This window comes from Micromonospora sp. NPDC047812 (genome assembly GCF_040704175.1).
GTDB lineage: Bacteria > Actinomycetota > Actinomycetes > Mycobacteriales > Micromonosporaceae > Micromonospora.
The window spans coordinates 426,175-447,149 of the sequence record NZ_JBEYRY010000001.1 but is presented as its reverse complement, the minus strand read 5'-3'; the positions used below and the strand labels follow the sequence as shown (position 1 = coordinate 447,149).

Genomic DNA, 20,975 nt, shown 5'->3' with positions numbered 1-20,975 from the left:
TCCGCGACGGGAGGGCCGCTGCGGTGACCGATCCCCGGTTCTTCGTCGACGCGTGGGATCCGGCGTACGGCGCCTCGTTCGAGGCGTCCGGCGGCGGTCCCGCCGCGCCGAGCAGCGCCCAGGTCGACCCGGACGCCGAGCTGCCGGCGGTCGACTGGCGGGCGATCGGGCCGCGCCCCGGCGTACGGGCCCCCGACGTGGTGCTGCTCGTCGACGGGGTGCGCCGGATCGACGCGAGTGTGTGGACGGCGGAGGAGGACGGGGCGTCCTTCCCCGGCCTGGCCGCGTCGTACGCCGCGGGGGTGGTCCGGTGCGACCTGGAGCGCGGCGCGGCGCAACTGGCCGGCGCGCGGGTCGGTCGGGGGCTGTTCACCGCCAGTCCCTCGGCGGTGGACGTGGTGGCCGGCAGCGTCCGCTATCCGGTGCACCGGGTCAGCGGCACGGGCGAGCTGAACAAGCTCCCGGCCGCCGTGCAGGGGCCGCTGACCGCGCTCGAGGTGGAGGTCTCGGGGGCGGCCCGCACGGACGGCGACCTGCTGGTGGTCGACGGCCCGCTGCGCAACCGCCGGCAGCTGCCGCGCACGGTCGGCTACATCAAGACGCAGCACAGCCAATACCTGGACGCCCGGCTGACCGCCGTGGTCACCGGGTTGGCGGCCGGCGAGCGCTCCCCGGTGTTCAGGCTCGGCACGGCCTGGGGCGGCTGGTCGTGGTACCTGCGGCTGCCGGTGGCCCTCGGCGCGCCGTGGGCGGGCATCGTCCGGATGGAGTGCTCCGCCGAGCTGGACATCGACGACGCGGTGGGCCTGGCCGACCTGTCGCTGGTCACGCTGCCCCGGTTCGCCTCCACCCCCTACAAGGACCCGCGGGCGCCGCAGAACCTGATCCCGATCGCCGGTCTGGAGCGCCGGCTGCGGGCGCTGCTCGGCGACGCGCGGCTGCTGCACCGGGTGCTCACCGCCGCCGCCCGGGGCAGGCGCTGATGGGCCGCAAGCGGGCGGCCGACACCGTGGCCGCGCGGGTGGACACCGGCCAGGCCGAGCTGGTGCCCGATCCGGACCGGCCGGGGTCGTGGACGCTGCTGCTGGACGGCGCCCCGCAGTCGCACGTGGACCTGGCCGATCCCACGCACCTGGAGTTCGAGTACGTCCGGCGGCTCGCCGCCGCGATCGACCTGGTGGCGCCGGCCGGCGCGCCGCTGCGGATGCTGCACCTCGGCGGCGGCGCGCTGACCCTGCCCCGCTACGTGTCGGCCACCCGGCCCGGCTCCACCCAGCGTGTGGTCGAGGTGGACGGCGCGCTGGTGGAGCTGGTCCGGCAGGCCCTGCCGTGGCAGCCGGATCCCCGGCTCAAGGTGCGGGTGGCCGACGCCCGCGCGGTGCTCGCCGCCAGCCGGGACGCCAGCTACGACGTCGTGGTGGCCGACGTCTTCGCCGGCGCCCGCACCCCGGCCCACCTGACCTCGGCGGAGTACGCCGCCGAGGTGGCCCGGGTGCTGCGGCCCACCGGGTTCCACCTGGCCAACGTGGCCGACGGCCCGCCGCTGCGCCACGCCCGGGGGCAGGTCGCCACGGTCCGGTCGGTGCTGCCCCGGGCCTGCCTGGTCGGCGACGCGGCGGTGCTGCGCGGGCGGCGGTACGGCAACCTGGTGCTGGTGGCCGGCCGGGTCGAGCCGCCGGTGCCGGAGCTGACCCGGCGCGCCGCCGGGGACTGGTTCCCCGGCCGGGTGCTGGCCGGCGAGGAACTCGACCGCTTCGCGAGCGGGGCGCCGGTCGTCCGCGACGCCGACGCCACCGACTCGACCCCGCCGCCGCCCGGGATCTTCTCCGTGCGCCGTTGACGGGAGCCTCGCGCGTGCGAGGTGGCCGCGCCGCCCACCGGTGTGGCGGGTGCGGAGGCGGAATCTTTTCCGCGCGCCGTTGATCCGTTCGTCCGGGCGCTGCGTACCAACGGGCGGCCGTGCCCGTGGGAGGCGGCCGATGTCATCGGACACCCGGAGGTCTGCATGCACGCGGTGGCGGCCGGTTGGCACGGCGACAGGGCACGACCGGACTGGATGTCCGCGCGGTCCCAGTCCCGGCCGGGCGCGGCGGCACGCGGGGTCGACGCCCGCCAGGCGCCTCGCCAGAATGGGCCGGTGACGCCGAGATCCGCCCCGGGGCGCCACCAGGCGGCACCGTCCACCGAGGCGGGTCACTCGGATCGGCTGATCCGGCTGCTCTACGCCGAGCACGCCGGGCCGCTGCTGGCGTTCGTCATGCGGCTCACCGGCGGCGACCGGCAGCGGGCGGAGGACATCGTCCAGGAGACGCTGCTGCGGGCGTGGCGCAACGCGCACCGGCTGGGCGTGCAGGGGCAGGGCTCGCTGCGGCCGTGGCTGGTCACGGTGGCCCGGCGGATCGCCATCGACGAGCACCGCAGCGAGCAGGCCCGGCCGGCCGAGACGTACGACCGGGACCTGACCGCGTTCGCCGAGGCGGACAGCACCGACCGGGTGCTGCGCACGATGACGGTGGCGGACGCGCTGCGTACGCTGAGCCAGTCGCACCGGGAGATCCTGGTGGCCACGTACTTCCGGGGGCGGACGGTGCCGGAGGCGGCCGAGGAGCTGGGCCTTCCGCTCGGCACCGCCAAGTCGCGGGTCTACTACGCGCTGCGCGCGCTGCGCACGGCTCTGCACGAACGGGGGGTGACGGAATGAGCCGGGCGGACCACATGGACGTCGCGGCGTACGCGCTCGGCGTGCTGGACGCGCGCGACACGGAACGGTTCGAGGAGCACCTCGCCACCTGCTGGGCGTGCGCCGCCGAGCTGGAGACGATGGTGCCGGTCGTGGGCCTGCTCTCCGACATCGACGGCGAGACGATGGCCGCGCTGGAGCAGACCCGTACCGACCCGGCCCTGCTGGACCGGACGCTGGTCGCGGTCCGCGCCCACCGGCGGCGCAACCGGTTCCGGCAGCTGCTCGCCACGGCGGCGGCGGTGCTGGTCCTCGGTGGCGCGACCGGGCTCGGCTTCGCCAGCATCGCCGGCGACAGCGCCCCCGAGGTGGTGGCCGAGCCGACCGCCACCGCGCCGGTCGTCCCGCCGACGGCCAGCCGTTCCAGCGATCCGAACGACCCGGACATCGGCGGGACGCTGCCGGAGGGCGACCCGGTCAACGTCGTCGACGCGACCACCGGCGTCGAGGCGACCTTCTTCGTCGTGTCGAAGGACTTCGGCACGGGCGTGGACTTCATCCTCGCCAAGCTGCCCGGTCCCCGGACGTGCCGGCTCGTCGTGGTGCGGAAGAACAACAGCACCGAGGTGATCTCCACGTGGTCGGTGCCCGGCACCGGGTACGGCACCAACGCGCGCCCCGACAAGCTGAGCCTGTCGGCGTCGACGTCGACGCGACTCGATGACATCAAGCAGTTCCAGGTGCAGTCGGTGGACGCCGGCGGGGTGGCGAACCCGCTGGTCACGGTGCAGATGTAACACCCGCCGCGGGATCGGCGCCGGCCAGCACGACGACCGGCGCCGATCCGCCGTGCCGTTTCCGGAATCGTGTCGGCGCAATTTCGTCTCGTCGCGGGAAACGAATTCCGGGGCCGTTCGGTTCAACGGTTCTCCGTGACATCGACCACGATTACGAATTCAACCTCGACAACGTCCCCTCCGTATCAACCGGTGAACGCCATAAAACGAGGAGGGCACGTGGCACAGATGAAGCGAACCGTCATCGTCGCGAGCGCGATGGTCGCGTTGACGGCCTGCGCTCCCGCGGGTTACGAGGGGGCCAACCCGGGCGCGGCCGAGCCGGTCGCCGTGACCGCCGCCGAGTCCACCGCGGCGCCCGAGCCGGAGACCTCGCCGTCCCCGGCCGCGCCGCCCGCCGACGCGGACCTGACCGAGGAGCTGAACGGCCGGAAGGTCGCCCGGATGGGCAGCGTGGTCACCGACCAGGACGGGTGGATCCTCTACCGCTTCGACAAGGACACCAACGACCCGCCCTCGTCGAACTGCGTCGACAAGTGCGCCCAGGTGTGGCCCCCGGCGCTGACCGACGGCAACCCGGAGCTCAACGGCGTCTCCGACGACAAGGTCGGCACCGTGACCCGCCAGGACGGCAGCCGGCAGATCACCCTCGACGGCTGGCCGCTCTACCGCTACGTCGGGGACAGGAAGCCCGGCCAGTGGAAGGGCCAGGGCGTCGGGGGCACCTGGTTCGTGGTGGCCCCGGACGGCAGGAAGAACCTCAGCTGCCTGCCGACGGGCACCCCGAAGCCGGTCGCACCGCCGTCCGACGAGAAGGCCGGGCAGGGCGACTCGAACTACTCGTACTGACCCACGGGACCCGGTGGCCGGTCGTGGCCGGGGAGGGCGCGGCCGGTGACCGGCCACGACGCCGGACCGGCCACGACGCCGGACCGGCGGCATCGCCGGACCGGGCGCGCCCGGCGGTGTCGCCGGTCACGGGCCGGGGACGTGACAGCATGTGCGGGTGACCGGGACCGAACCCACCGCGCGTCGGGAGCTGCGCCCGCCCGCCGGGTACCGGCTGGCCGCGTCGGTCCGGGCGTTGACCTTCAGCCCGTACGACCCCTGCGCGCGCGTCGCGGCCGGCACCTTCTGGTGGGCCGCCCGCACCCCGGACGGTCCGGCCACCCTCGCCCTGCGGCCGGCCGGCGGCGCCCTGCTCGCCGAGGGCTACGGTCCCGGGGCCGACCGGGTGGTGGAGTGGGCGGACGCGGTCGCCGGGCTCCGGGACGACGTGGGCGGGTTCGCGGCGCTCGCCGCCGCCCACCCCGTGGTGGCGCGGCTCGCGGCCCAGCACCAGGGGCTGCGCATGCCGGCCACGGGGCAGGTCTTCCCCCGGCTGCTGCGGGCGGTCTTCGAGCAGAAGGTGACCGGCAAGGAGGCGTACCGGGCGTACGCGGCGACGGTGCGGCACTTCGCCGAGGCGGCGCCCGGACCGATGCAGCCGCTGCTGCTGCCGCCGGACCCGGCGGCGGTGGCCGCCACCCCGTACTGGGTGTTCCACCCGTTCGGCGTGGAGCAGCGCCGGGCCGAGACGCTGCGCCGCGCGGCGGCCGTCGCCGACCGGCTGGAGCGCTGCGCGGACTCCGCCGAGGCCACCCGCCGGCTGACCGCCATCGCCGGCATCGGCCCGTGGACCGCCGCCGAGGTGGTGCGCGTCGCGTACGGGGACCCGGACGCGGTCAGCGTCGGCGACTTCCACGTGCCGAACACGGTGGCCTGGGCCCTGGCGGGCGAGCCGCGCGGCGACGACGCCCGGATGCTGGCCCTGCTGGAGCCGTTCCGGGGGCACCGGGGGCGGGTCTGCGTGCTGCTGGCGGCCGGTGGCGTGCAGGCGCCGAAGTACGGCCCGCGGATGCCGATCCGCTCCTTCGCCCGGTTCTGACCGGGTCCCGCCGCCCGTCGGGCTTCGCGCCGGGGATGCCGCCGCTGTGCAGCTCGGTGCTGGCCGGCACGCGGGTCGTCGTGGCGGGCCGCGACGACGGCTGGCGACGGGTGCGGTTCAGGGGCGCGCGCAGAGGCGGCGCAGGGTGCGGCCGAGCCACCAGGCGTACGCCCGCTGGAAGGCCCGACCGGCGGGCCCGGCGGCGCGCATGACCCAGCGGTCCGGCCGGCTGAACGCGACCACCTCGAACCAGACGTGGCCGGCGGCGTCGCGGCTGACCACGAACGCCTCCTCGCCGCGCGCCGGGTGCCCGGGCAGCGTGCCGTACCCGAAGCCGGCCCGCCGCCCGTCGTCGACGGCCCAGACCACCTCGCAGGGCGCGGCCAGCCGCAGCGGGCCGACGCCCAGCCCGGAGACCACCCGGACCCCGGGGGCGGCCCGCTCGGCGGTGGCGGCGATCCGGATGCCGGCGGCCCGGTGCAGCCGCCAGCCGAGCACGGCGTCCCCGGCGGCGGCGAAGCAGGAGTCGGGCAGCCGGACGCGGTGCCGCACGTGCCGCCAGCCGGGCGGCAGCTCGCCGGTCTCGGTGGCGCCCACGTGCGGATAGGTCAGTGCCGGCACGACGTACCCCCACGGCTCGACGGGACGACCGCCAGCGTACGGGCGGTGCGGGCGGCCCGCCCGGTGGCCTGTGGTTGGCTGTCGAGGTGATCACCGAGCCGCGCATCGCCCCCGCCGACGTCGCCGACGCCGGCGAGATCCTCACCGTGCAGCGCGCCGCGTTCCTCACCGAGGCACAGCACTACGCGGATCCGTTCCTGCCCCCGCTGACCGAGACCCTGGACGAGGTGCGGGCCGCGCTGGCGGGGCCGGCGACGGTGCTCACCGCCCGGCTCGGCGGCCGGCTGGTCGGCTCCGTCCGGGCGCACGTCGACGGCGACACCGCGCACGTCGGCCGGCTCTCCGTCGCCCCGGACCAGCAGGGCCGGGGCGTCGGCGGGCGGCTGCTGCGCGCCGTGGAGGCGGTCTGCGCCGCCCGGGTACGCCGCTTCGCGCTCCTCACGGGCGCCGACAGCGCGCAGAACCTGCGGCTGTACCAGCGGCACGGCTACCGGGTCGTCGGGCACCGGCCGGACGCGAACGGCATCCGGCTCGCCCTGCTGGAGAAGGCGGTCAGTCCCGCTCGCAGCGACGCCTGAGCCCGTCGGCCTCCAGCCGCAGGTAGCGGCGCATCAGGTCGCCGTAGAGCCAGCCGACGGGCCCGGCCAGCGGCCCGGTCTGCGTGATGGCCAACTCGACGCGGCTGCGCCCGTCGGGCAGCGGCAGCACCCGGTGCTCGCCGAGCGTGCGCACCCCCGGGCTGCCGGACACCCAGGAGAACGACCGGCCCTCGGTCAGCTCGGTGACCCGCCACAGCGCCGGTCGCAGCTTCGGCTGCTCCAGCCGGGCGGTGGCGCCCACCGCGAGCGGCCCCGCCTCCCCCCGTAGCACCCGGCGCACCGAGGGCGTCCACTCCGGCCACCGCTCCACGTCGACCAGCACCGCCCAGACCCGTCCCGCCCCGGCGGCCACCTCCGTACCGGCCTCGAACCGCATCGCGCCTCCTCCCCGTGTCGGCGCCCGACGGCGCCGCTGCCAGTCTCGACGACGCCGGCTACGGAATCGTGACGGGGCGTCCGCCGGCCGGCCCGCCGCGGTGCCGGGCCGGCGGATCGCCGGGGTGTCCGCCGGGCCCGGCCGCCGCCGGGTCAGGCGGCCTCGCGCAGGTCGGCCAGCCCGAGAGGGGTACGCCGGCGCAGCAGTTCCTCCAGCTCCGCCACCGTGCCGGCCTCGCCGAGCACGTCCTTGCCCCCGCCGAACTGCCGGGGATAGCGGCGCACCAGCCGGTACCGGTAGCGGCCCCGGATCAGCTCGACGCTCACCCGCCACCGCCCGCAACACCCGCACACCCACTCCGACACCCCGCGAAGGTAGCTCTGACCTGCGCTTTTGCGATTCGCCCGGTGCGGCACGAGCGGCGCGCGGCCGGACACGCCGCCCGCCGGCCGAACGTGTTCTGCCTCACGACTGTCGGTGCGGTCTGGTTGACTGTCGCCGTGAAGCTGCCGATCAGTCCGCCGGTCGAGCCGATGCTGGCCAAGAGCGTCCCGCGGATCCCCACCGCGCCCGGGATGACCTACGAGCCGAAGTGGGACGGCTTCCGGTGCATCGTGTTCCGCGACGGCGACGAGGTGGAGCTGGCCAGCCGCGGCGGCAAGTCGATGACCCGCTACTTCCCCGAGGTGGTCGAGCAGGCCCGCCGCCAGCTGCCCGCGCGGTGCGCGGTCGACGGCGAGCTGATCGTGATCCGGCGCGACGGCCCGGGCGGGCAGCCCCGGCTCGACTTCGAGCTGCTCGCCCAGCGCATCCACCCGGCCGCGTCCCGGGTCAAGCTGCTGGCCGAGACGACCCCGGCCGACTTCGTCGCCTTCGACCTGCTCGCCCTCGACGACGAGACGCTGCTCGACGAGCCCTACCCCCGGCGTCGGGCCCGGCTGGAGTCGGCGCTGGCCGGGGTGCGCCCGCCGGTGCACGTCACCCAGGTGACCACCGACGCCGACACCGCGCACCGCTGGTTCGACGTCTTCGAGGGCGCCGGCCTGGACGGCCTGATCGCCAAGCCGGCCGACCTGCCCTACGAGCCGGGCAAGCGGCTCATGTTCAAGGTCAAGCACGCCCGCACGGCCGACGTGGTGGTGGCCGGCTTCCGCTGGCACAAGTCCGGCCCGGTGGTCGGCTCGCTCCTGCTCGGCCTGCACGACGACGACGGGGTCCTGCACCACGTCGGGGTGAGCGCGTCGTTCACCATGGCCCGCCGCGCGGAGCTGCTGGAGGAGCTGGAGCCCTACCGTGACGTCGGCGCCGACCACCCGTGGGTGCACGGCGACCACGAACGCGGCCAGCGCCTCCCCGGCGGGGTGAGCCGCTGGACGGGCGCCCGCAACCTCGAGTGGGAGCCGCTGCGCCCCGAGCTGGTGGTCGAGGTCGGCTACGACGCCATGGAGGGCGACCGGTTCCGGCACACCGCCCGGTTCGTCCGCTGGCGGCCCGACCGTGATCCCCGCTCCTGCCGCTACGACCAGCTCGACCGGCCCGTACGGTTCGATGTGGACCAGGTGCTGCGCGGCGATCCCACGGTGACCGTGGGGTCCGCCGCCGGTCCGGCGTAGCCTGGTCGTCGACCCGACACGGAGGCCCGCTCGTGACCCGCACCCCCGACCGGATCCGCCGGTTCCGGCTCACCCTCGCCGGGCTGGCCGCCGCCGCGCTGGTCGCCGCCGGCTGCACCATCCCGGCGATCGCCCCTCGGACGGAGGCCGGCGGCGAGGCAGCCGCCCCCGGCACGGCGCCCACCTGGCGGGCCTGCCCGGAGGTGGCCGAGGAGCTGGTCGGGCGCGGCGCGCCGAACATCCGCTACGAGTGCGCGCGGATCAAGGTGCCGCGCGACTGGGGCACGGGCACGGGCGGCGGGGCCACCGCCGGGCCGGGCACCGGGCAGACCTTCGAGATCGCGCTGCTGCGGGCCCGGTCGACCAAACAGCGCGACCGGATCGGCTCGCTGGTGATCAACCCGGGCGGGCCCGGCGGCTCCGGCGTGGACACGGCCGTCTACCTCTCCTTCGGACCGGCGTTCGGGGGCCTGCCCGCCTCGATCACCGACCGGTTCGACATCGTCGGCTTCGACCCGCGCGGGGTGTCCCGTTCCAGCCCGGTCAAGTGCATCCCCGACGCCGACCTGGACGCCAGCTTCGGCTACGACCCCGACCCGGAGAGCCAGGAGTCGTTCGACGGCTTCGTCGCGCTCAGCCAGCGGATCGGGCGCGGCTGCGGCGACCGCTACGGCGACCAGCTGCCGCTCTACGGCACCGAGCAGGCCGCCCGGGACATGGACGCGGTCCGCGCCGCCGTCGGCGACGACAAGCTGACCTACCTCGGCTACTCCTACGGCACCCTGCTCGGGGCCACCTACGCCCAGCTCTTCCCGCAGCGGGTACGGGCGCTGGTCCTCGACGGCGCGGTCGACCCGGAGCAGGACCTGATCGCCGGCTCGGAGGGCCAGGCCAAGGGCTTCGAGCGGGCCTTCGGCAACTTCACCACGTGGTGCGCGGCCAACGCCGGGCGCTGCCCGATCGCCCCCGACGCCCGGGGCGCGGTCACCTCGGCGATCGACAAGGCGCGGGTGTCCCCGGTGCGCGGGGACGACGGCCGGGAGGCGACCGCGGGCTGGGTCTTCTACGCGATCATCTCGTCGCTCTACACCGAGTCGGGGTGGCAGGAGCTGGCCCGCGCCATCGACAAGCTGGAGGGCGGCGACCCGGCAGACGTGTTCCGCCTCGCCGACGCGTACGCCGACCGGGACTCCGACGGGCACTACTCGAACATGTTCGACGCCAACCTGGCGGTCAACTGCGCCGACGAGGAGCAGAAGCCGAGCCGGGAACGCATCCGGCAGCTCCAGTCGCAGTGGCGGGCGAAGTACCCGCTGTTCGGGCCGGCCCTGGCCGTCGGCCTGCTCTCCTGCGCCGAGTGGCCCGGGGGGCGCGACCCGTACCCGACGGGCCCGGCCACGGGGGCGCCGCCGATCCTGGTGGTGGGCACCACCGGCGACCCCGCGACGCCCTACGAGCAGACCCCGGCGCTGGCCGCGATGCTGGGCGTGGGCCGGGTGCTCACGTGGGAGGGCGAGGGGCACACCGCGTACCCGCAGACCTCCTGCGTCACCGGGGCGGTCGACGCCTACCTGATCGACCTGGTCGTGCCCAGGGATGGGCTGCGCTGCCCGGCCCGCTGACCGGTCGTGCCGGCGGCAGGTCGGGCAGGTCGATGCCCTGCCGGGCCGCGATCTCCTCCAGCAGCGCCCGCATCCGGCGCACGTCGGCCTTGAGCTGCTCCTGCTCCTCGTGCTCGAAGGCGTCGTCGTCGACGATGAGCTGACTGGCGAAGTGCGCCGTGATCAACGGGATGACCAGCAGCACCATGGTCGAGATGAGCAGCGCGGCCAGGGTACGGCCCTGCCAGCTCACCGGGGAGATGTCGCCGTAGCCGACGGTGGACGCGGTCACCACCGCCCACCAGATGGCGTCCGCCGGGCTGCGCTTCTCCACGTGGCCGTAGATCACGCCGGCCACCACGATCATCACCAGGTAGGAGATGATCAACGTACGGGGCGAGTTGGCGAACCAGACCAGCCCCCGGTAGATCAACCGGAACGGCAACAGCAGGACGTCCATGGACAGTCATGTTGCCCCCCGTACGCCAGCGCTGCCCGCCCATCGGCCCAGCTCACTGTGCCACGCTGAGCGGCATGAGTGACGTGATCTTCCGCGAGGCCGTCCGAGCCGACCTGCCCGCCGTGATCGCCCTGCTCGCCGACGACGTGCTCGGCAGGACCCGCGACTTCACGGAGGTCGACGCCCGGTACGAGAAGGCGTTCGCCGACATCGACGCCGACCCGCGCAACCAGCTGATCGTGGCCGACGCGGACGGTGAGCTGCTCGGCTGTATGCAGCTCACCTACATCCCCGGCCTGGGCCGGCACGGCGCGGAACGGCAGCTGATCGAGGCGGTCCGCGTCCGCTCCGACCTACGCGGGCGGGGCCTCGGCCGGCAGATGATCACCTGGGCGGTCGACCAGGCGAAGCAGCGTGGTTGCGCCCTGGTCCAGCTCACCACCGACAAGACCCGCCACGACGCCCACCGCTTCTACCTCAACCTCGGCTTCCTCCCCACCCACGAGGGCATGAAGCTCCCCCTCTAACCCTCTCTCCCTCTCCCGTCCAGCCCACCGCCACCCCCCGCCGCCCACGGCCCACCGCCCCGCGGCCCGTCGATCATGCAGTTCTGGTGCTCGACAAAAGGGATGAAGCACCTGGGAACTCCCACCACAACTGCATGATCGAGCGGACGGGGCGGGCGGGGCGGGCGGGGCCGAGGGCGGGGCGGGCGGGGCCGAGGGCGGAGCGGGCGGGGCGGGGCCGAGGGCCGGCGGGGCGGGCGGGGCCGTGGAGGGAGCCAGGGATGGGTGGTGGGGGCGGTTTCAGGCGGGGAGGAGGTGGCCGTCGCGGAGGGTGAGGACGCGGTCGGCGAGGTCGATCAGGGCCGGATCGTGGGTGGCGACCAGCGCGGTCATGCCCCGGGCGTGCACGACCGCCCGGAGCAGGTCCATGATCGACCGGCCGGTCTCGGAGTCGAGCTGACCGGTGGGCTCGTCGGCGATCAGCAGGTCCGGCTCGTTGGCCAGGGCCCGCGCCACCGCCACCCGCTGCTGCTGCCCGCCCGAGAGCTCGTACGGGCGCTGGCCCGCGTGCCCGCCGAGACCCACCAGCTCGAGCAGCACCGCCACCCGCTCCTCCCGCTCGGCCGCCGGGACCCGCGCCAGCCGCAGCGGTACGCCGACGTTCTCGGCGGCGGACAGGATCGGCACCAGCCCGAAGGTCTGGAACACGAAGCCGACCGTGCCGCGGCGCAGCTCCAGCAGTTCCTTCTCACCGGCGCCGGTGACGTCGTGCCCGGCGACCACCACCCGGCCCGAGTCGGGCCGGTCCAGCCCGCCCACCAGGTTCAGCAGGGTCGTCTTGCCCGCCCCGGAGCGACCGCGTACGGCCACCAGCTCGCCCCGCCCGGCCGAGAACGACACGTCCCGTACGGCGTGCACCGCGTGCTCGCCGCGGCCGAACGTGCGGCTGACCCCCTCGACGCGGACCACCTCGTCGGTGACCGTGGCGCCCGCCACCGCCCCGGCCGACCGTCCGTCCGACGTCACGTCGTGCTCGCTCATGATCCCGCCCCGCTGTGCTCGGCGCGGTCGACCGGATCGACCGCGCGGTACCGACTGATGCCCCGCCCGCCCACGGCGAGGGCCTTCCACCCGCCCAGCGCGCGGGCTTCCCGCCCGCCCGCCGCGGCGGCTTCCCGCCCGTCCAGCGCCACGACGACCCGCCCGCTCACCGCGGCGTCTCCCGCTCGTCCTGCGGCCGGTCGCCCGGGCGCACCTCCACGTGGTCCGGCTCCAGGTTGAGCCGCACCCGGTCCCGCAGCGACAACGCGTCCACGAACGGCGCCGGCAGCTGCATCCGGCCGCTGCGGTCGAGCACGGCGTACTCCTCGCTGACCAGTTCGGGGCTGCCGTCCGCGCCGATCCGCGCGGTCCGGCGTACCTCGGAGGCGGTCCGGCCGTCGCGGATCGCAACGGTCCGGCGGACCTGGTTGGCCACGGCGTGGTCGTGGGTGACCACCACGATGGTGACGCCGAGTTCGGCGTTGATGGTGCGCAGCGTCGCGAAGACGTCGGCTCCGGTCGCCTCGTCCAGCTCACCGGTCGGCTCGTCGGCGAAGAGGACCTCGGGATCGTTGGCCACCGCCACCGCGACCGCGCAGCGCTGCTGCTCGCCGCCGCTGAGCTGCCCGGGCCGCCGGTCGGCACAGTGACTGACCCCGACCATGTCGAGCAGCTCCCGGGCCCGCTCGCGGTGGGCCCGGCGCCCGCCGCGCCGCCCGGCGAGCCGCATCGGCAGCTCGACGTTCTCCAGCGCGGTCAGGTACGGCAGCAGGTTGCGGCCGGTCTGCTGCCAGACGAATCCGACCATGCTCCGCCGGTAGCTCAGTCGCCGCCGGGTGGAGAGGTTGAGCAGGTCGTACTCCCCCACGCGGGCGATGCCGGCGGTGGGCGTGTCCAGCCCGGAGAGGATGTTCAGCAGTGTCGACTTCCCCGAACCGGAGGCGCCGACGATCGCCACCAGCTCGCCCCGGTCGATGACCAGGTCGAGCCCCTGCAACGCGACGACCTCCACCCCCTCGGTCTTGAAGATCCGGACCAGCCCGTCGCAGACGATGTGCCCGCGCAACCGGTCCCGGCCGCCGGCCCGCTCGGCCGCACGCTGGGCGGCCCGCTGTTGCAGGGCGGCCAGGTCCGGCACGGCGGTGGTCTCCGCGGTAGCGGTCATTGTCAGTTCTCCTCTCCGAGCCGGAGCACCTCGCCGAGGCGCATCCGGCGGTTGTTCAGGGCCTCGACGGCGACCGCGAAGCCGAGGGCGAGCGCACCGAGCGCGACGACCGCAGCCGCCAGGCCGGGCTCGAACGCGACCCGGACCTCGACGCCGTCGGTGAAGGCGGACAGTCCGAGCACCGGGGTGAGCAACAGCGGCAGGGCCGTGCCGACCAGCGCACCGGTCACCACCGAGACGCCCACCAGCGGAACCAGCTCCACCAGCAGCAGCCCGCGCCACTGGCGTCGCGACAGGCCGAGGGTGCGCAGCCGGGAGAGCACCTGGCCGCGCTCGCGGGCACCGGCGAGCACCGTGAAGGCGATCGCGAGCAGGCCGAGGGCCGTCCCGCCGGCCGCGCCGGCGGTGAAGCCGAAGGCGAGCACCCCGTTCGCGCCGCCCTCACCCACCTGCCGGCGGGTGTCCGCGAAGGTCAGCACCTCCACGCCGCGCGGGCGCTCCCGGCCGGTGACCGCCCCGCCGGTCTGGAAGCGGGACTGCCCCGCGTCGCCGGCCCGGCGCAGCGCGTCGCCGTCCAGGCCGTCGCCGGCCACCAGGAAGCCGGTCGGCACGGCGGCGTAGTCCCGCCGGGGCAGGGACTGCCAGGGCAGGACGACGAAGCGGCTGCTGTCGGCGCGCAGCAGCGGGAAGCTCTCCGCCTGCCCGGCGACCCGGAACTCGTACCGCTGGCCCTGGGCGCTGACGAAGGCGGAGCCGTCGAGGCCGGCGTCGGCCAGCTCGGCGGCGACCGTCGGGGAGACCACCGCGGGCAGCGGGCCGCCTCCCCCGGCGGGGGCGAGCAGCGCCGCCGGCACCGTCACGTCGACGCCGGACTCGCGGACGATCCGGGCCAGGGCCGGACCGTCGACCATGAGCACGGTCACCCCGCCGAGGCGGGTCTCGGTGCCGACCGCGTCCTTCGCCAGGCGTTGGCCCGCCTCGTACAGCACCGGGCTCGCGGCGCGGACCCCCGGCAGCCGCTCCAGTTCGGCGCCCGTGTCCGGGGCGATCCGGTCCCCCAGGATCAGGGCGTCGGCGGGGACCACCCGGCTGGCGGCGCGGTCCCGGCTCGCCTCGATCCCGGCGGCCGTCACCGCGCAGAACGCCGCGGTCGCGATGGCCAGCACGACGACCACCAGCGGCATGGCGACGACGGAGCGGCCGGCCCGGGCCGTGCCCAGGAAGGCGACGCTGCCCCGGGCCCGGGCCGCGAGCCGGCTGACCAGCCGCAGCGGCCACGGGTACAACCGCATCGCGACCACCGCCGCCGCGACGGCCAGCAGCACCGGCACCGAGACCAGCAGCGGGTCGACCTCCCCGGGGGTGAGGCCGCGGCGGCGCAGCAGCACGACCGCGAGGCCCGCGAGGACCAGCAGTCCCGCCTCCACCGTGAGGCGACGCGCGGAGGGACGCGACCGGATCAGGTCGCGCCGACCGGCACCGCCCCTGGACGCGGTAAGGGTGGCCACCGGCAGCGCGAACGCCACCAGGACGGTCGCGGCGACGGCGAACCACAGGGTCTCCCCCGCCGCCCCCGGGGCGAGGCCACCGACCAGCCAGCCGAGCGCGCCGGCGGGTGGCACCACCAGCAGCGCCTCGGTCAGGCTGCGGCCCGCGCTCGTGGTGGCCGCCCCGCCCCGGGCACGCAGCAGCGTGAACTCCGAGCGGCGGCGGCGCACCAGCAGCCCGGCGGCCAGCACGACGAGCCCGGTCAGCGTGGCCAGTACGCCCGCGGCGATGACCCCGAGCACCGTCCGGGCGCTGTCCACCTCGGCGGAGAACTGCCGCAGCGGGATGTCCAGCCCTTGGACGAGGTTGCGGCCGCCCGCCTCCCGGGTCATCTGCTGGAGGCCGTCGATCACCTGGTCCAGCTCGCGGGCGTCGACGCCGTCGGCGCCCAGGCGGTAACGCCAGCTGAACGTCAGCGGCCAGCCGGCGACGGCCTGGCGGTTCAGCGCGGCGCCGTCGACGACGCCGACGGCGATGAAGGGTTGGCCGTCCCCCACCGGCTCGACGACGCGCAGCAGCGGCGGCAGCCCGTCCCAGAACCCGTCGGCGGCGTCACGGGGCTGGAAGAGGCCCACCACGGTGAGCTGGCTGGGGGGCGGGGAGTCGGCGGTGAGCGGCTCCGGCGCGGCGAGGGTGAGCCGGCTGCCGAGCCGCAGGTTCAGCTTGCCGGCGACGTCCGCGGCCAGCGCCACCTGCACCGGCTGGTCCTTCGGCGTGTCGGCCGGCCAGCGCCCCTCGACCAGCGTGCCGGCCTCCTCGATCCCGGTCACGGACCGCAGGCCGAGATGGACCAGGAGGTTCTTCGCCGCCAGGTCCGGGCCCCGCACCAGGCTGGCCGGGGTCTCCCCGGCGTACCACCGCTGCTCGACCATCCGCCGGACGACCGGCGGCATCGCGCTCTCGATCGCCGCCAGGTCGCCCTCGTGCGCGGCCACCACGGAGGTGCCGTTGTCCGCCGGGGCGAGCGGCCCGGACGAGTACGTCACGTCCCGCTGCTGCGGCGGCACGGCACCCAGGTGGGCCTCCAGGCCCTCCTGGGCGTGGCCGTTGACGATCCTGGGCACCCCGCTGATCACCAGCGTGGCGACCAGCGTCAGCGCCGCGAGGAGCAGGAACTGCCCGCCGTACGCCCGGACCCGGCGGACGACCGCCCCGATGCTCACCACGCCCCGTCTCCGCTCCTGGTCGTCCCTACGCTCCCGGTCACCGGTCTCCCCCGATCCGCAGCTGCGCCACAGCCACCCGCTGCCGGATGCCGAGGGCGATGAACGCGCTGAAGGCGAGTGCCGCCAGCAGCAGGCCGAGCGCGGTCAGGCCGATGGGCAGCCAGGGCAGCACGAAGGCGGCCTCCGGCACCGGCCGGCCCGCGGACGGCGTGAGGATGACCAGCGGGGCCATGGTCGCGCCGACCGCGGCGCCCAGCAGCAGGCCCACACCGACGCCGATCCCGGCCAGGAAGGTCTGCTCGGCCAGCAGCGCCCGGGCCAGCAGCCGGGGGCTGGCGCCGAGCGTGTGCAGCACGGCGAACTCCCCGAGCCGGTGCCGGGCGGTCGCCCAGACGTCGACGATCAGGCCGACCAGGGCCAGCAGCACCGAGCCGAGCGCGGCGGCGAGCAACCCCGTGCGGGCCCCCTGCCAGTACGGGTCGTCGGCGGCCCGCGCGGCCACCTCCCGCCGGTCGAGCAGCGTGGCGCCGGTCAGGCCGGCCGCCGCGCGGGCCGCCTCGGCGTGGCCGCCGCCGTCGGTGCTCAGCCACCACTCCCCGACCGGTCGGACGCCGCCCCGGTCCCGGATCAGCCACTCCGCCGCCGCCGGCAGGTCCAGCAGCACGCCCTCGCCGGCCGTGGACGGCACCTCGTCCAGCTCGCCGACCAGCGTGACCGGCACCGTCGCGCCGGACAGCACCAGGTCGACGGTCTCACCGACCTCCAGGCTCAACGCGTCGCGCACGGCCGGGGTCATCAGCGCGGGCACCGGCCGGTCCTCGCCGGCCGGCACCACAGCGAACCGGCTCGGCGGCTGGAACGCGAACCGGCCGCCCTCGCGGTACTCGACCTCCCAGTCGGCGCTCAGGCCGGCGGCCGTGACCGGCGCGCCGACCGGCTTGCCCTGGCCGTCGACGGCCACCCACCCGCCGTCCAGCGACGCCGGCCGGGCCGTGCCGTCGGCGCCGACCAGCCGCAGGTCCGACACCTCCAGGCGGTACGCCCGCCCGCGCGCGCTCCCGCCGTCGGCCTCGAAACCGGACAGTCGTAGGGCGCCCTCCCCGGCGGGGACGGCGACGGTGAACGCCGCCGGCCGGCCGTCGCTGCCGGTGCTCCCCGCCGGAAGCCGGAAGACCAGCCCGTCCGCCCGGGTCAGCAGCACCCAGAGGCCGATCTGGTGCGGCGTGACGGCGTCGCGCACGGGGGTGCGTACCGTGCCGGTGACCGAGCGGGTGCCGGCGGGCAGCTCCACCCCGGTCGGCGCGCCGCGCGCCCGGGTCAGCCGGTCGAGCAGCGCCGGCGCCGGCTCGTCGGTCAGCCTCTCGTTGAGTCGCAGCACGTCGGCCGCGGCCGCGGCGTCGAGGCTCACCACCGTCGTCGGCAGGTCGGCGCGGCCGAGGCGGATCTCGTCGCGCCAGGCCGGCAGCGCCTCGCCGACGCCGGGCAGCGCGGCGAGCTGACCGGCCCGACCGTCGGGCGCCGAGCCGGTGCGCTCGATGACCCGCAGGTCGGCGCCGACGGTGTGGTCGGCCTGGTCGGCCTGCGACAGCTCGCCCGTGGTCACCAGCGACCACGCCAGGGTGCTGCCGCCGACGGCGAGGGCGAGCAGCAGCACCGGGCCGGCGTGCGGGCGGCGCCCCGCCTGCCACATGCCGAACATGGTCGCGGTCCACGGTCTGCGGTCGACGAACCGCTCGGCGAACCGGGTCGCGGGCGGCAGCAGCCGCAACGCCACGACCGCGCCGGCCAGCACGCCCAGCGTCGGCGCGGCGACCAGCAGCGGGTCCACCCCGAGCCGGCCGGCCGCCCCGGCGACCGGCGACGAGTACTGGCGCAGCTGGGTCCAGGCCAGCACCGCGAAGCCGACCAGCACCAGGTCGAGGCTGGCCCGTTGGACGCTCGCGGCGCGGGTGGGCCGGGACCGGGCCGCCATGTCGGCGACGTAGGTGCCGGCGCCCCGCAACGTCGGGACGACCATCGCGACGAGGCAGCCGGCGGCGGTGGCGGCCGCGGCGGCCCAGACCAGCGTGGTGTTGCCGGCGGCGAGCGTCAGCGGGGTGGCGCCGCCGGTGCCCACGTGCCGCAGCGCCTCGCCGGCGATCAGGGGCCCCAGCACGCCGGCGGGCAGGACGACCAGGGCCGCCTCCCGGGCCGCCAGGCCGGCCAGTTGCCGCCGTGCGGCACCCCGGGCCCTCAGCAGCGCGGTCTGGCCGCGCCGGTCCTCGTGCAGCAGGGCGGCGACGAGCACCAGCGCGTACCCGCCGAGGACGACGATCAGCAGCAGCGGGGTGGCCAGCGAGGAACGGCCCACCAGGTCGGCCCGGGTGACGCGGTCGAGGAGGCGGTCGATCGCCGTGACGGTCTGGCCGGAGGCGCCCAGCCCGGCCGCCTCGGGCACCTCGGCGAGGGCCGCGGTGAGCGCCTGCCGCACGTCGGGCAGGCGACCCGCGCCGGCCGCCGCCGCGAGGTCCGGCTCGACGACCCAGGACGCCGACACCGAGCCCGGGTAGGTGGCGACGAAGTCCGCCGGGTCCAGCACGAACGGCCCGTACGAGGTGCCGGCGTCCGCGGCGCTACCGGCCCCGACCCCGGGTGCCAGCCGCCAGTACGGGTCGGCCGGGTCGCGGGGCCGCCACGTCCCGACGAGCACCACGGTGCTGGCCTCGTCGGACCGACGGTCCAGCATCGGCACCCGGTCGCCGACGGTCATCCCGAGCAGGCCGGCGACCTTCTCCGGCAGCGTGACCTGCAACGGCGAGGCTCCCGGGGCGGGCCAGGCGCCGCTGCTCAGCTCGGCGTGGCGGGGCAGGTCGTCGAGGGCCGCCAGGGTGGCGAAGACCGGGTCATCGTCGTCGCGGACCACGGTGCCGAGGTCACCGGTCAGCTCCCGGCCACCGCCGTACCGGGCGGAGTCGACGGTCACCGGCGCGCCGCCGAGGCCGGCGGCGAACCCGTCCCGGACGGCCCGGTCCCGGGTGGCGAACTCGGCCGCGTCCCGGCCAGCCGCGCCGCTCACCAGGACGCTGCGCTCCTCGAACGACGCCCCGCTGAGCAGCGCGCGCTGGCCCGCCTCGACGGCCCGCCGGTTGTAGTCGGACAGCCCGGTGACCAACGCGACCGCCACCAGGGCCGCGACCACCGCGGCGAGCAGCAGCCCCCGCGCCTCGCGGGCCCGCCTCCACACCAGCTTCATCCGACGCCCTCCCCTGGCCCGCTGTCGGGCCGACGATCAGGGAGAGCGGCGACGGACCGGGAAAGGTTCGCGCCCGTTACTTGATCGTTATCCGGAGGCGCCGGCCGGTCGCCGACCCGGCGAGCGGGGAGCACGGTGCGCGGTGCGCGGTGCGCGGTGCGCGGTGCGCGGATGTGATTCGATCACCGGATGGAGATCGCCCTCACCGCCCTGATGGTGGCCGTCGTCGCGCTGCTCGCCGCCCAGTTGCCGGGCAGGGCCGAGCAGGCGCGCACCGCGTACCGGCTCGCCGAGATCGAGCGCCGGCTCCGGCTGGTGATGGACCACCTGGGCGTGGTGGACGCCTCGCCCGTGCCGCCGGAGGTGGACCGGCACCTGGCCCGGGGCGACAAGATCAAGGCGATCGCCGCGTACCGGAAGGCGACCGGCGCGGACCTACGCTCGGCCAAGGAGGCGGTGGAGGCGTACGGCGACCGGCGGTGACGGCGCGGGACGGTCAGCGGGGGCGGTCGCGGTCCTTGGAGGGCTGCACGCGCTTCGGCTCGCCGGGCATCTTCGGGTGATCCGGCGGGTAGGGCATGTCGCCCTGGCCGGCCGTGGCGTCCCGGTCGGCCCACTCCAGCAGCGGGGTGATGTCCCACGCGGTGTCGTCGATGCCGGCGTGCGGGTCGCCGCGCTCGGCCAGCCGGGCCGGGACGGTGCGCAGGTCGAAGTCGTCGGGGTCGACGTCGGGCAGCTCGTCCCAGGTGACCGGGGTGGACACGGTGGCCCGGGCGTTGGCCCGCAGCGAGTACGCGCAGGCGATCGTGCGGTCGCGGGCCATCTGGTTGTAGTCGACGAAGACGCGCTCGCCCCGCTGCTCCTTCCACCAGGCGGTGGTCACCAGCTCCGGCCGCCGCCGCTCCAGCTCGCGGGCCAGCGCGATGGTGGCCCGACGCACCTCGGTGAACGTCCAACGGGGCGCGATCCGCAGGTAGACGTGCACGCCACGGCCGCCGGAGGTCTTCGGCCAGCCGGTGACGCCCAGCTCGTCGAGGAGCCCGCGCAGCTCGCCGGCGGCGGAGGCCGCGTCGGCGAAGTCGGTGCCGGGCTGCGGGTCGAGGTCGATGCGCAGCTCGTCGGGGCGGTCGACGTCGGCGGCACGCACCGGCCACGGATGGAACACGATGGTGCCCATCTGGGCGGCCCACGCCACGTGGGCCAGGTCGGCCGGGCAGAGCTCGGCCGCGCTCCGCCCGCTGGGGAAGCTGATCGTGGCCGTCTGCACCCACGGCGGCACGCCCCGCGCGGGCACCCGCTTCTGGAAGAACGCCTCCCCCTCGACGCCCTCCGGGAAGCGCTGCAACGTGGTGGGGCGCTCGCGCAGGGCGCGCATGATGCCGTCGCCCACCGCGAGGTAGTAGTGGAAGACGTCGGCCTTGGTGAAGCCGCGCTGCGGGAAGATCACCCGGTCGGGACTGGTCAGCCGGACGTCGCGCCCGGCCACCTCGATCTGTTCGGCCGCGGCCTTCGTACCACCCATTGCGCGACCATATGCCACACCCCCGACGTCCGGCGTACCGTTGGCGGGCGAGTCCCGCCCGAAAGGGTCACCGACACCTCCCCGTCGGGTCCCGCGTGTGGCGTTGCCGGCCCGGCCGGTC

Annotated in this window: 21 protein-coding genes; 11 read left to right on the top strand and 10 right to left on the bottom strand. The window is 76.0% G+C overall.

Features of this window, described 5'->3' with window-relative positions; genetic code table 11:
* Positions 1–23: 23 nt before the first annotated feature.
* The 6 genes from AB0883_RS02010 (at position 24) to AB0883_RS01985 (ending at position 5,404) form a co-directional block, all read left to right on the top strand.
* Positions 24–983, top strand: coding sequence for a hypothetical protein (locus tag AB0883_RS02010; protein ID WP_366638694.1), 960 nt, complete (start codon positions 24–26; stop codon positions 981–983).
* Positions 983–1,840 carry a fused MFS/spermidine synthase gene (locus AB0883_RS02005; RefSeq protein WP_366638692.1) on the top strand — a complete coding sequence of 286 codons (858 nt, stop codon included), beginning with the start codon at positions 983–985 and terminating at the stop codon, positions 1,838–1,840. The genes AB0883_RS02010 and AB0883_RS02005 overlap by 1 nt, the downstream gene beginning before the upstream one ends.
* Before the next feature lie 165 nt (positions 1,841–2,005).
* Complete coding sequence (locus AB0883_RS02000; protein WP_366638690.1) at positions 2,006–2,701, top strand: sigma-70 family RNA polymerase sigma factor; 696 nt, start codon at positions 2,006–2,008, stop codon at positions 2,699–2,701.
* The gene (locus AB0883_RS01995) at positions 2,698–3,477 is read left to right on the top strand and encodes a zf-HC2 domain-containing protein (RefSeq protein ID WP_366638688.1); all 780 of its coding nucleotides are present in this window, start codon (positions 2,698–2,700) and stop codon (positions 3,475–3,477) included. Before AB0883_RS02000 ends, AB0883_RS01995 begins: the two co-directional genes overlap by 4 nt.
* 219 nt (positions 3,478–3,696) lie before the next feature.
* Entirely contained in the window at positions 3,697–4,326 is a 630-nt protein-coding gene (locus tag AB0883_RS01990; protein ID WP_366638686.1) for a hypothetical protein, read from the top strand.
* A gap of 157 nt (positions 4,327–4,483) precedes the next feature.
* Positions 4,484–5,404, top strand: a complete 921-nt coding sequence (locus AB0883_RS01985; protein ID WP_366638685.1) for a DNA-3-methyladenine glycosylase 2 family protein — start codon at positions 4,484–4,486, stop codon at positions 5,402–5,404.
* A 117-nt stretch (positions 5,405–5,521) separates the two neighbouring features.
* Here the strand turns inward: AB0883_RS01985 and AB0883_RS01980 are convergent, their stop codons facing one another.
* Positions 5,522–6,025, bottom strand: a complete 504-nt coding sequence (locus AB0883_RS01980; protein WP_366638683.1) for a DUF1990 domain-containing protein — start codon at positions 6,023–6,025, stop codon at positions 5,522–5,524.
* Between the two features lie 86 nt (positions 6,026–6,111).
* Here AB0883_RS01980 and AB0883_RS01975 point away from each other — a divergent pair, with 86 nt between their 5' ends.
* Positions 6,112–6,603 (top strand): GNAT family N-acetyltransferase, encoded by a 492-nt coding sequence (locus tag AB0883_RS01975; RefSeq protein WP_366640234.1) that lies wholly within the window; start codon positions 6,112–6,114, stop codon positions 6,601–6,603.
* Here AB0883_RS01975 and AB0883_RS01970 read toward each other — a convergent pair.
* Together AB0883_RS01970 and AB0883_RS01965 are read right to left on the bottom strand one after the other, a co-directional pair.
* On the bottom strand, positions 6,578–7,000 hold the full coding sequence (locus AB0883_RS01970; RefSeq protein ID WP_366638681.1) for an SRPBCC family protein: 423 nt from the start codon (positions 6,998–7,000) through the stop codon (positions 6,578–6,580). The genes AB0883_RS01975 and AB0883_RS01970 overlap by 26 nt on opposite strands.
* 152 nt (positions 7,001–7,152) lie before the next feature.
* Positions 7,153–7,365, bottom strand: a complete 213-nt coding sequence (locus AB0883_RS01965; RefSeq protein WP_121395905.1) for a hypothetical protein — start codon at positions 7,363–7,365, stop codon at positions 7,153–7,155.
* Between the two features lie 135 nt (positions 7,366–7,500).
* Between AB0883_RS01965 and AB0883_RS01960 the strand changes: the two genes are divergently transcribed.
* Positions 7,501–8,613: an ATP-dependent DNA ligase gene (locus AB0883_RS01960; RefSeq protein WP_366638679.1), complete on the top strand. Its 1,113-nt coding sequence runs from the start codon at positions 7,501–7,503 to the stop codon at positions 8,611–8,613.
* A gap of 53 nt (positions 8,614–8,666) precedes the next feature.
* The gene (locus AB0883_RS01955; protein ID WP_366640232.1) at positions 8,667–10,235 is read left to right on the top strand and encodes an alpha/beta hydrolase; all 1,569 of its coding nucleotides are present in this window, start codon (positions 8,667–8,669) and stop codon (positions 10,233–10,235) included.
* On the opposite strand, the gene AB0883_RS01950 is transcribed toward AB0883_RS01955, so the two are convergent.
* Positions 10,162–10,674: an ion channel gene (locus tag AB0883_RS01950; RefSeq protein ID WP_366638677.1), complete on the bottom strand. Its 513-nt coding sequence runs from the start codon at positions 10,672–10,674 to the stop codon at positions 10,162–10,164. The genes AB0883_RS01955 and AB0883_RS01950 overlap by 74 nt on opposite strands.
* A 74-nt stretch (positions 10,675–10,748) precedes the next feature.
* Here AB0883_RS01950 and AB0883_RS01945 point away from each other — a divergent pair, with 74 nt between their 5' ends.
* Positions 10,749–11,201, top strand: coding sequence for a GNAT family N-acetyltransferase (locus AB0883_RS01945; protein ID WP_366638675.1), 453 nt, complete (start codon positions 10,749–10,751; stop codon positions 11,199–11,201).
* A gap of 279 nt (positions 11,202–11,480) precedes the next feature.
* On the opposite strand, the gene AB0883_RS01940 is transcribed toward AB0883_RS01945, so the two are convergent.
* Genes AB0883_RS01940 through AB0883_RS01920 form a run of 5 tightly spaced genes read right to left on the bottom strand, consistent with a single transcriptional unit; the run spans position 11,481 to position 19,332 of the window.
* Positions 11,481–12,221, bottom strand: a complete 741-nt coding sequence (locus AB0883_RS01940; protein WP_366638673.1) for an ABC transporter ATP-binding protein — start codon at positions 12,219–12,221, stop codon at positions 11,481–11,483.
* Entirely contained in the window at positions 12,218–12,391 is a 174-nt protein-coding gene (locus tag AB0883_RS01935) for a hypothetical protein (RefSeq protein WP_366638671.1), read from the bottom strand. The genes AB0883_RS01940 and AB0883_RS01935 overlap by 4 nt, the downstream gene beginning before the upstream one ends.
* Entirely contained in the window at positions 12,388–13,386 is a 999-nt protein-coding gene (locus AB0883_RS01930; RefSeq protein WP_366638669.1) for an ABC transporter ATP-binding protein, read from the bottom strand. The genes AB0883_RS01935 and AB0883_RS01930 overlap by 4 nt, the downstream gene beginning before the upstream one ends.
* Before the next feature lie 2 nt (positions 13,387–13,388).
* Positions 13,389–16,100, bottom strand: a complete 2,712-nt coding sequence (locus tag AB0883_RS01925) for an FtsX-like permease family protein (RefSeq protein ID WP_366638668.1) — start codon at positions 16,098–16,100, stop codon at positions 13,389–13,391.
* A gap of 37 nt (positions 16,101–16,137) precedes the next feature.
* Complete coding sequence (locus tag AB0883_RS01920; protein WP_366638666.1) at positions 16,138–19,332, bottom strand: FtsX-like permease family protein; 3,195 nt, start codon at positions 19,330–19,332, stop codon at positions 16,138–16,140.
* A 189-nt stretch (positions 19,333–19,521) separates the two neighbouring features.
* On the opposite strand from AB0883_RS01920, the gene AB0883_RS01915 reads away from it, so the two are divergent.
* Positions 19,522–19,815 (top strand): hypothetical protein, encoded by a 294-nt coding sequence (locus tag AB0883_RS01915; protein WP_366638665.1) that lies wholly within the window; start codon positions 19,522–19,524, stop codon positions 19,813–19,815.
* A gap of 13 nt (positions 19,816–19,828) precedes the next feature.
* On the opposite strand, the gene ligD is transcribed toward AB0883_RS01915, so the two are convergent.
* On the bottom strand, positions 19,829–20,854 hold the full coding sequence (gene ligD / locus AB0883_RS01910) for a non-homologous end-joining DNA ligase (RefSeq protein WP_366638663.1): 1,026 nt from the start codon (positions 20,852–20,854) through the stop codon (positions 19,829–19,831).
* Positions 20,855–20,975 lie beyond the last annotated feature (121 nt).

Coding starts and splice junctions, on each gene's coding strand:
- AB0883_RS02005 (WP_366638692.1), top strand. CDS start 983: ATGGGCCGCAAGCGGGCGGCCGACACCGTGGCCGCGCGGGTGGACACC.
- AB0883_RS02000 (WP_366638690.1), top strand. CDS start 2,006: ATGCACGCGGTGGCGGCCGGTTGGCACGGCGACAGGGCACGACCGGAC.
- AB0883_RS01995 (WP_366638688.1), top strand. CDS start 2,698: ATGAGCCGGGCGGACCACATGGACGTCGCGGCGTACGCGCTCGGCGTG.
- AB0883_RS01970 (WP_366638681.1), bottom strand. CDS start 7,000: ATGCGGTTCGAGGCCGGTACGGAGGTGGCCGCCGGGGCGGGACGGGTC.
- AB0883_RS01950 (WP_366638677.1), bottom strand. CDS start 10,674: ATGGACGTCCTGCTGTTGCCGTTCCGGTTGATCTACCGGGGGCTGGTC.
- AB0883_RS01945 (WP_366638675.1), top strand. CDS start 10,749: ATGAGTGACGTGATCTTCCGCGAGGCCGTCCGAGCCGACCTGCCCGCC.
- AB0883_RS01940 (WP_366638673.1), bottom strand. CDS start 12,221: ATGAGCGAGCACGACGTGACGTCGGACGGACGGTCGGCCGGGGCGGTG.
- AB0883_RS01930 (WP_366638669.1), bottom strand. CDS start 13,386: ATGACCGCTACCGCGGAGACCACCGCCGTGCCGGACCTGGCCGCCCTG.
- AB0883_RS01920 (WP_366638666.1), bottom strand. CDS start 19,332: ATGAAGCTGGTGTGGAGGCGGGCCCGCGAGGCGCGGGGGCTGCTGCTC.
- AB0883_RS01915 (WP_366638665.1), top strand. CDS start 19,522: ATGGAGATCGCCCTCACCGCCCTGATGGTGGCCGTCGTCGCGCTGCTC.
- ligD (WP_366638663.1), bottom strand. CDS start 20,854: ATGGGTGGTACGAAGGCCGCGGCCGAACAGATCGAGGTGGCCGGGCGC.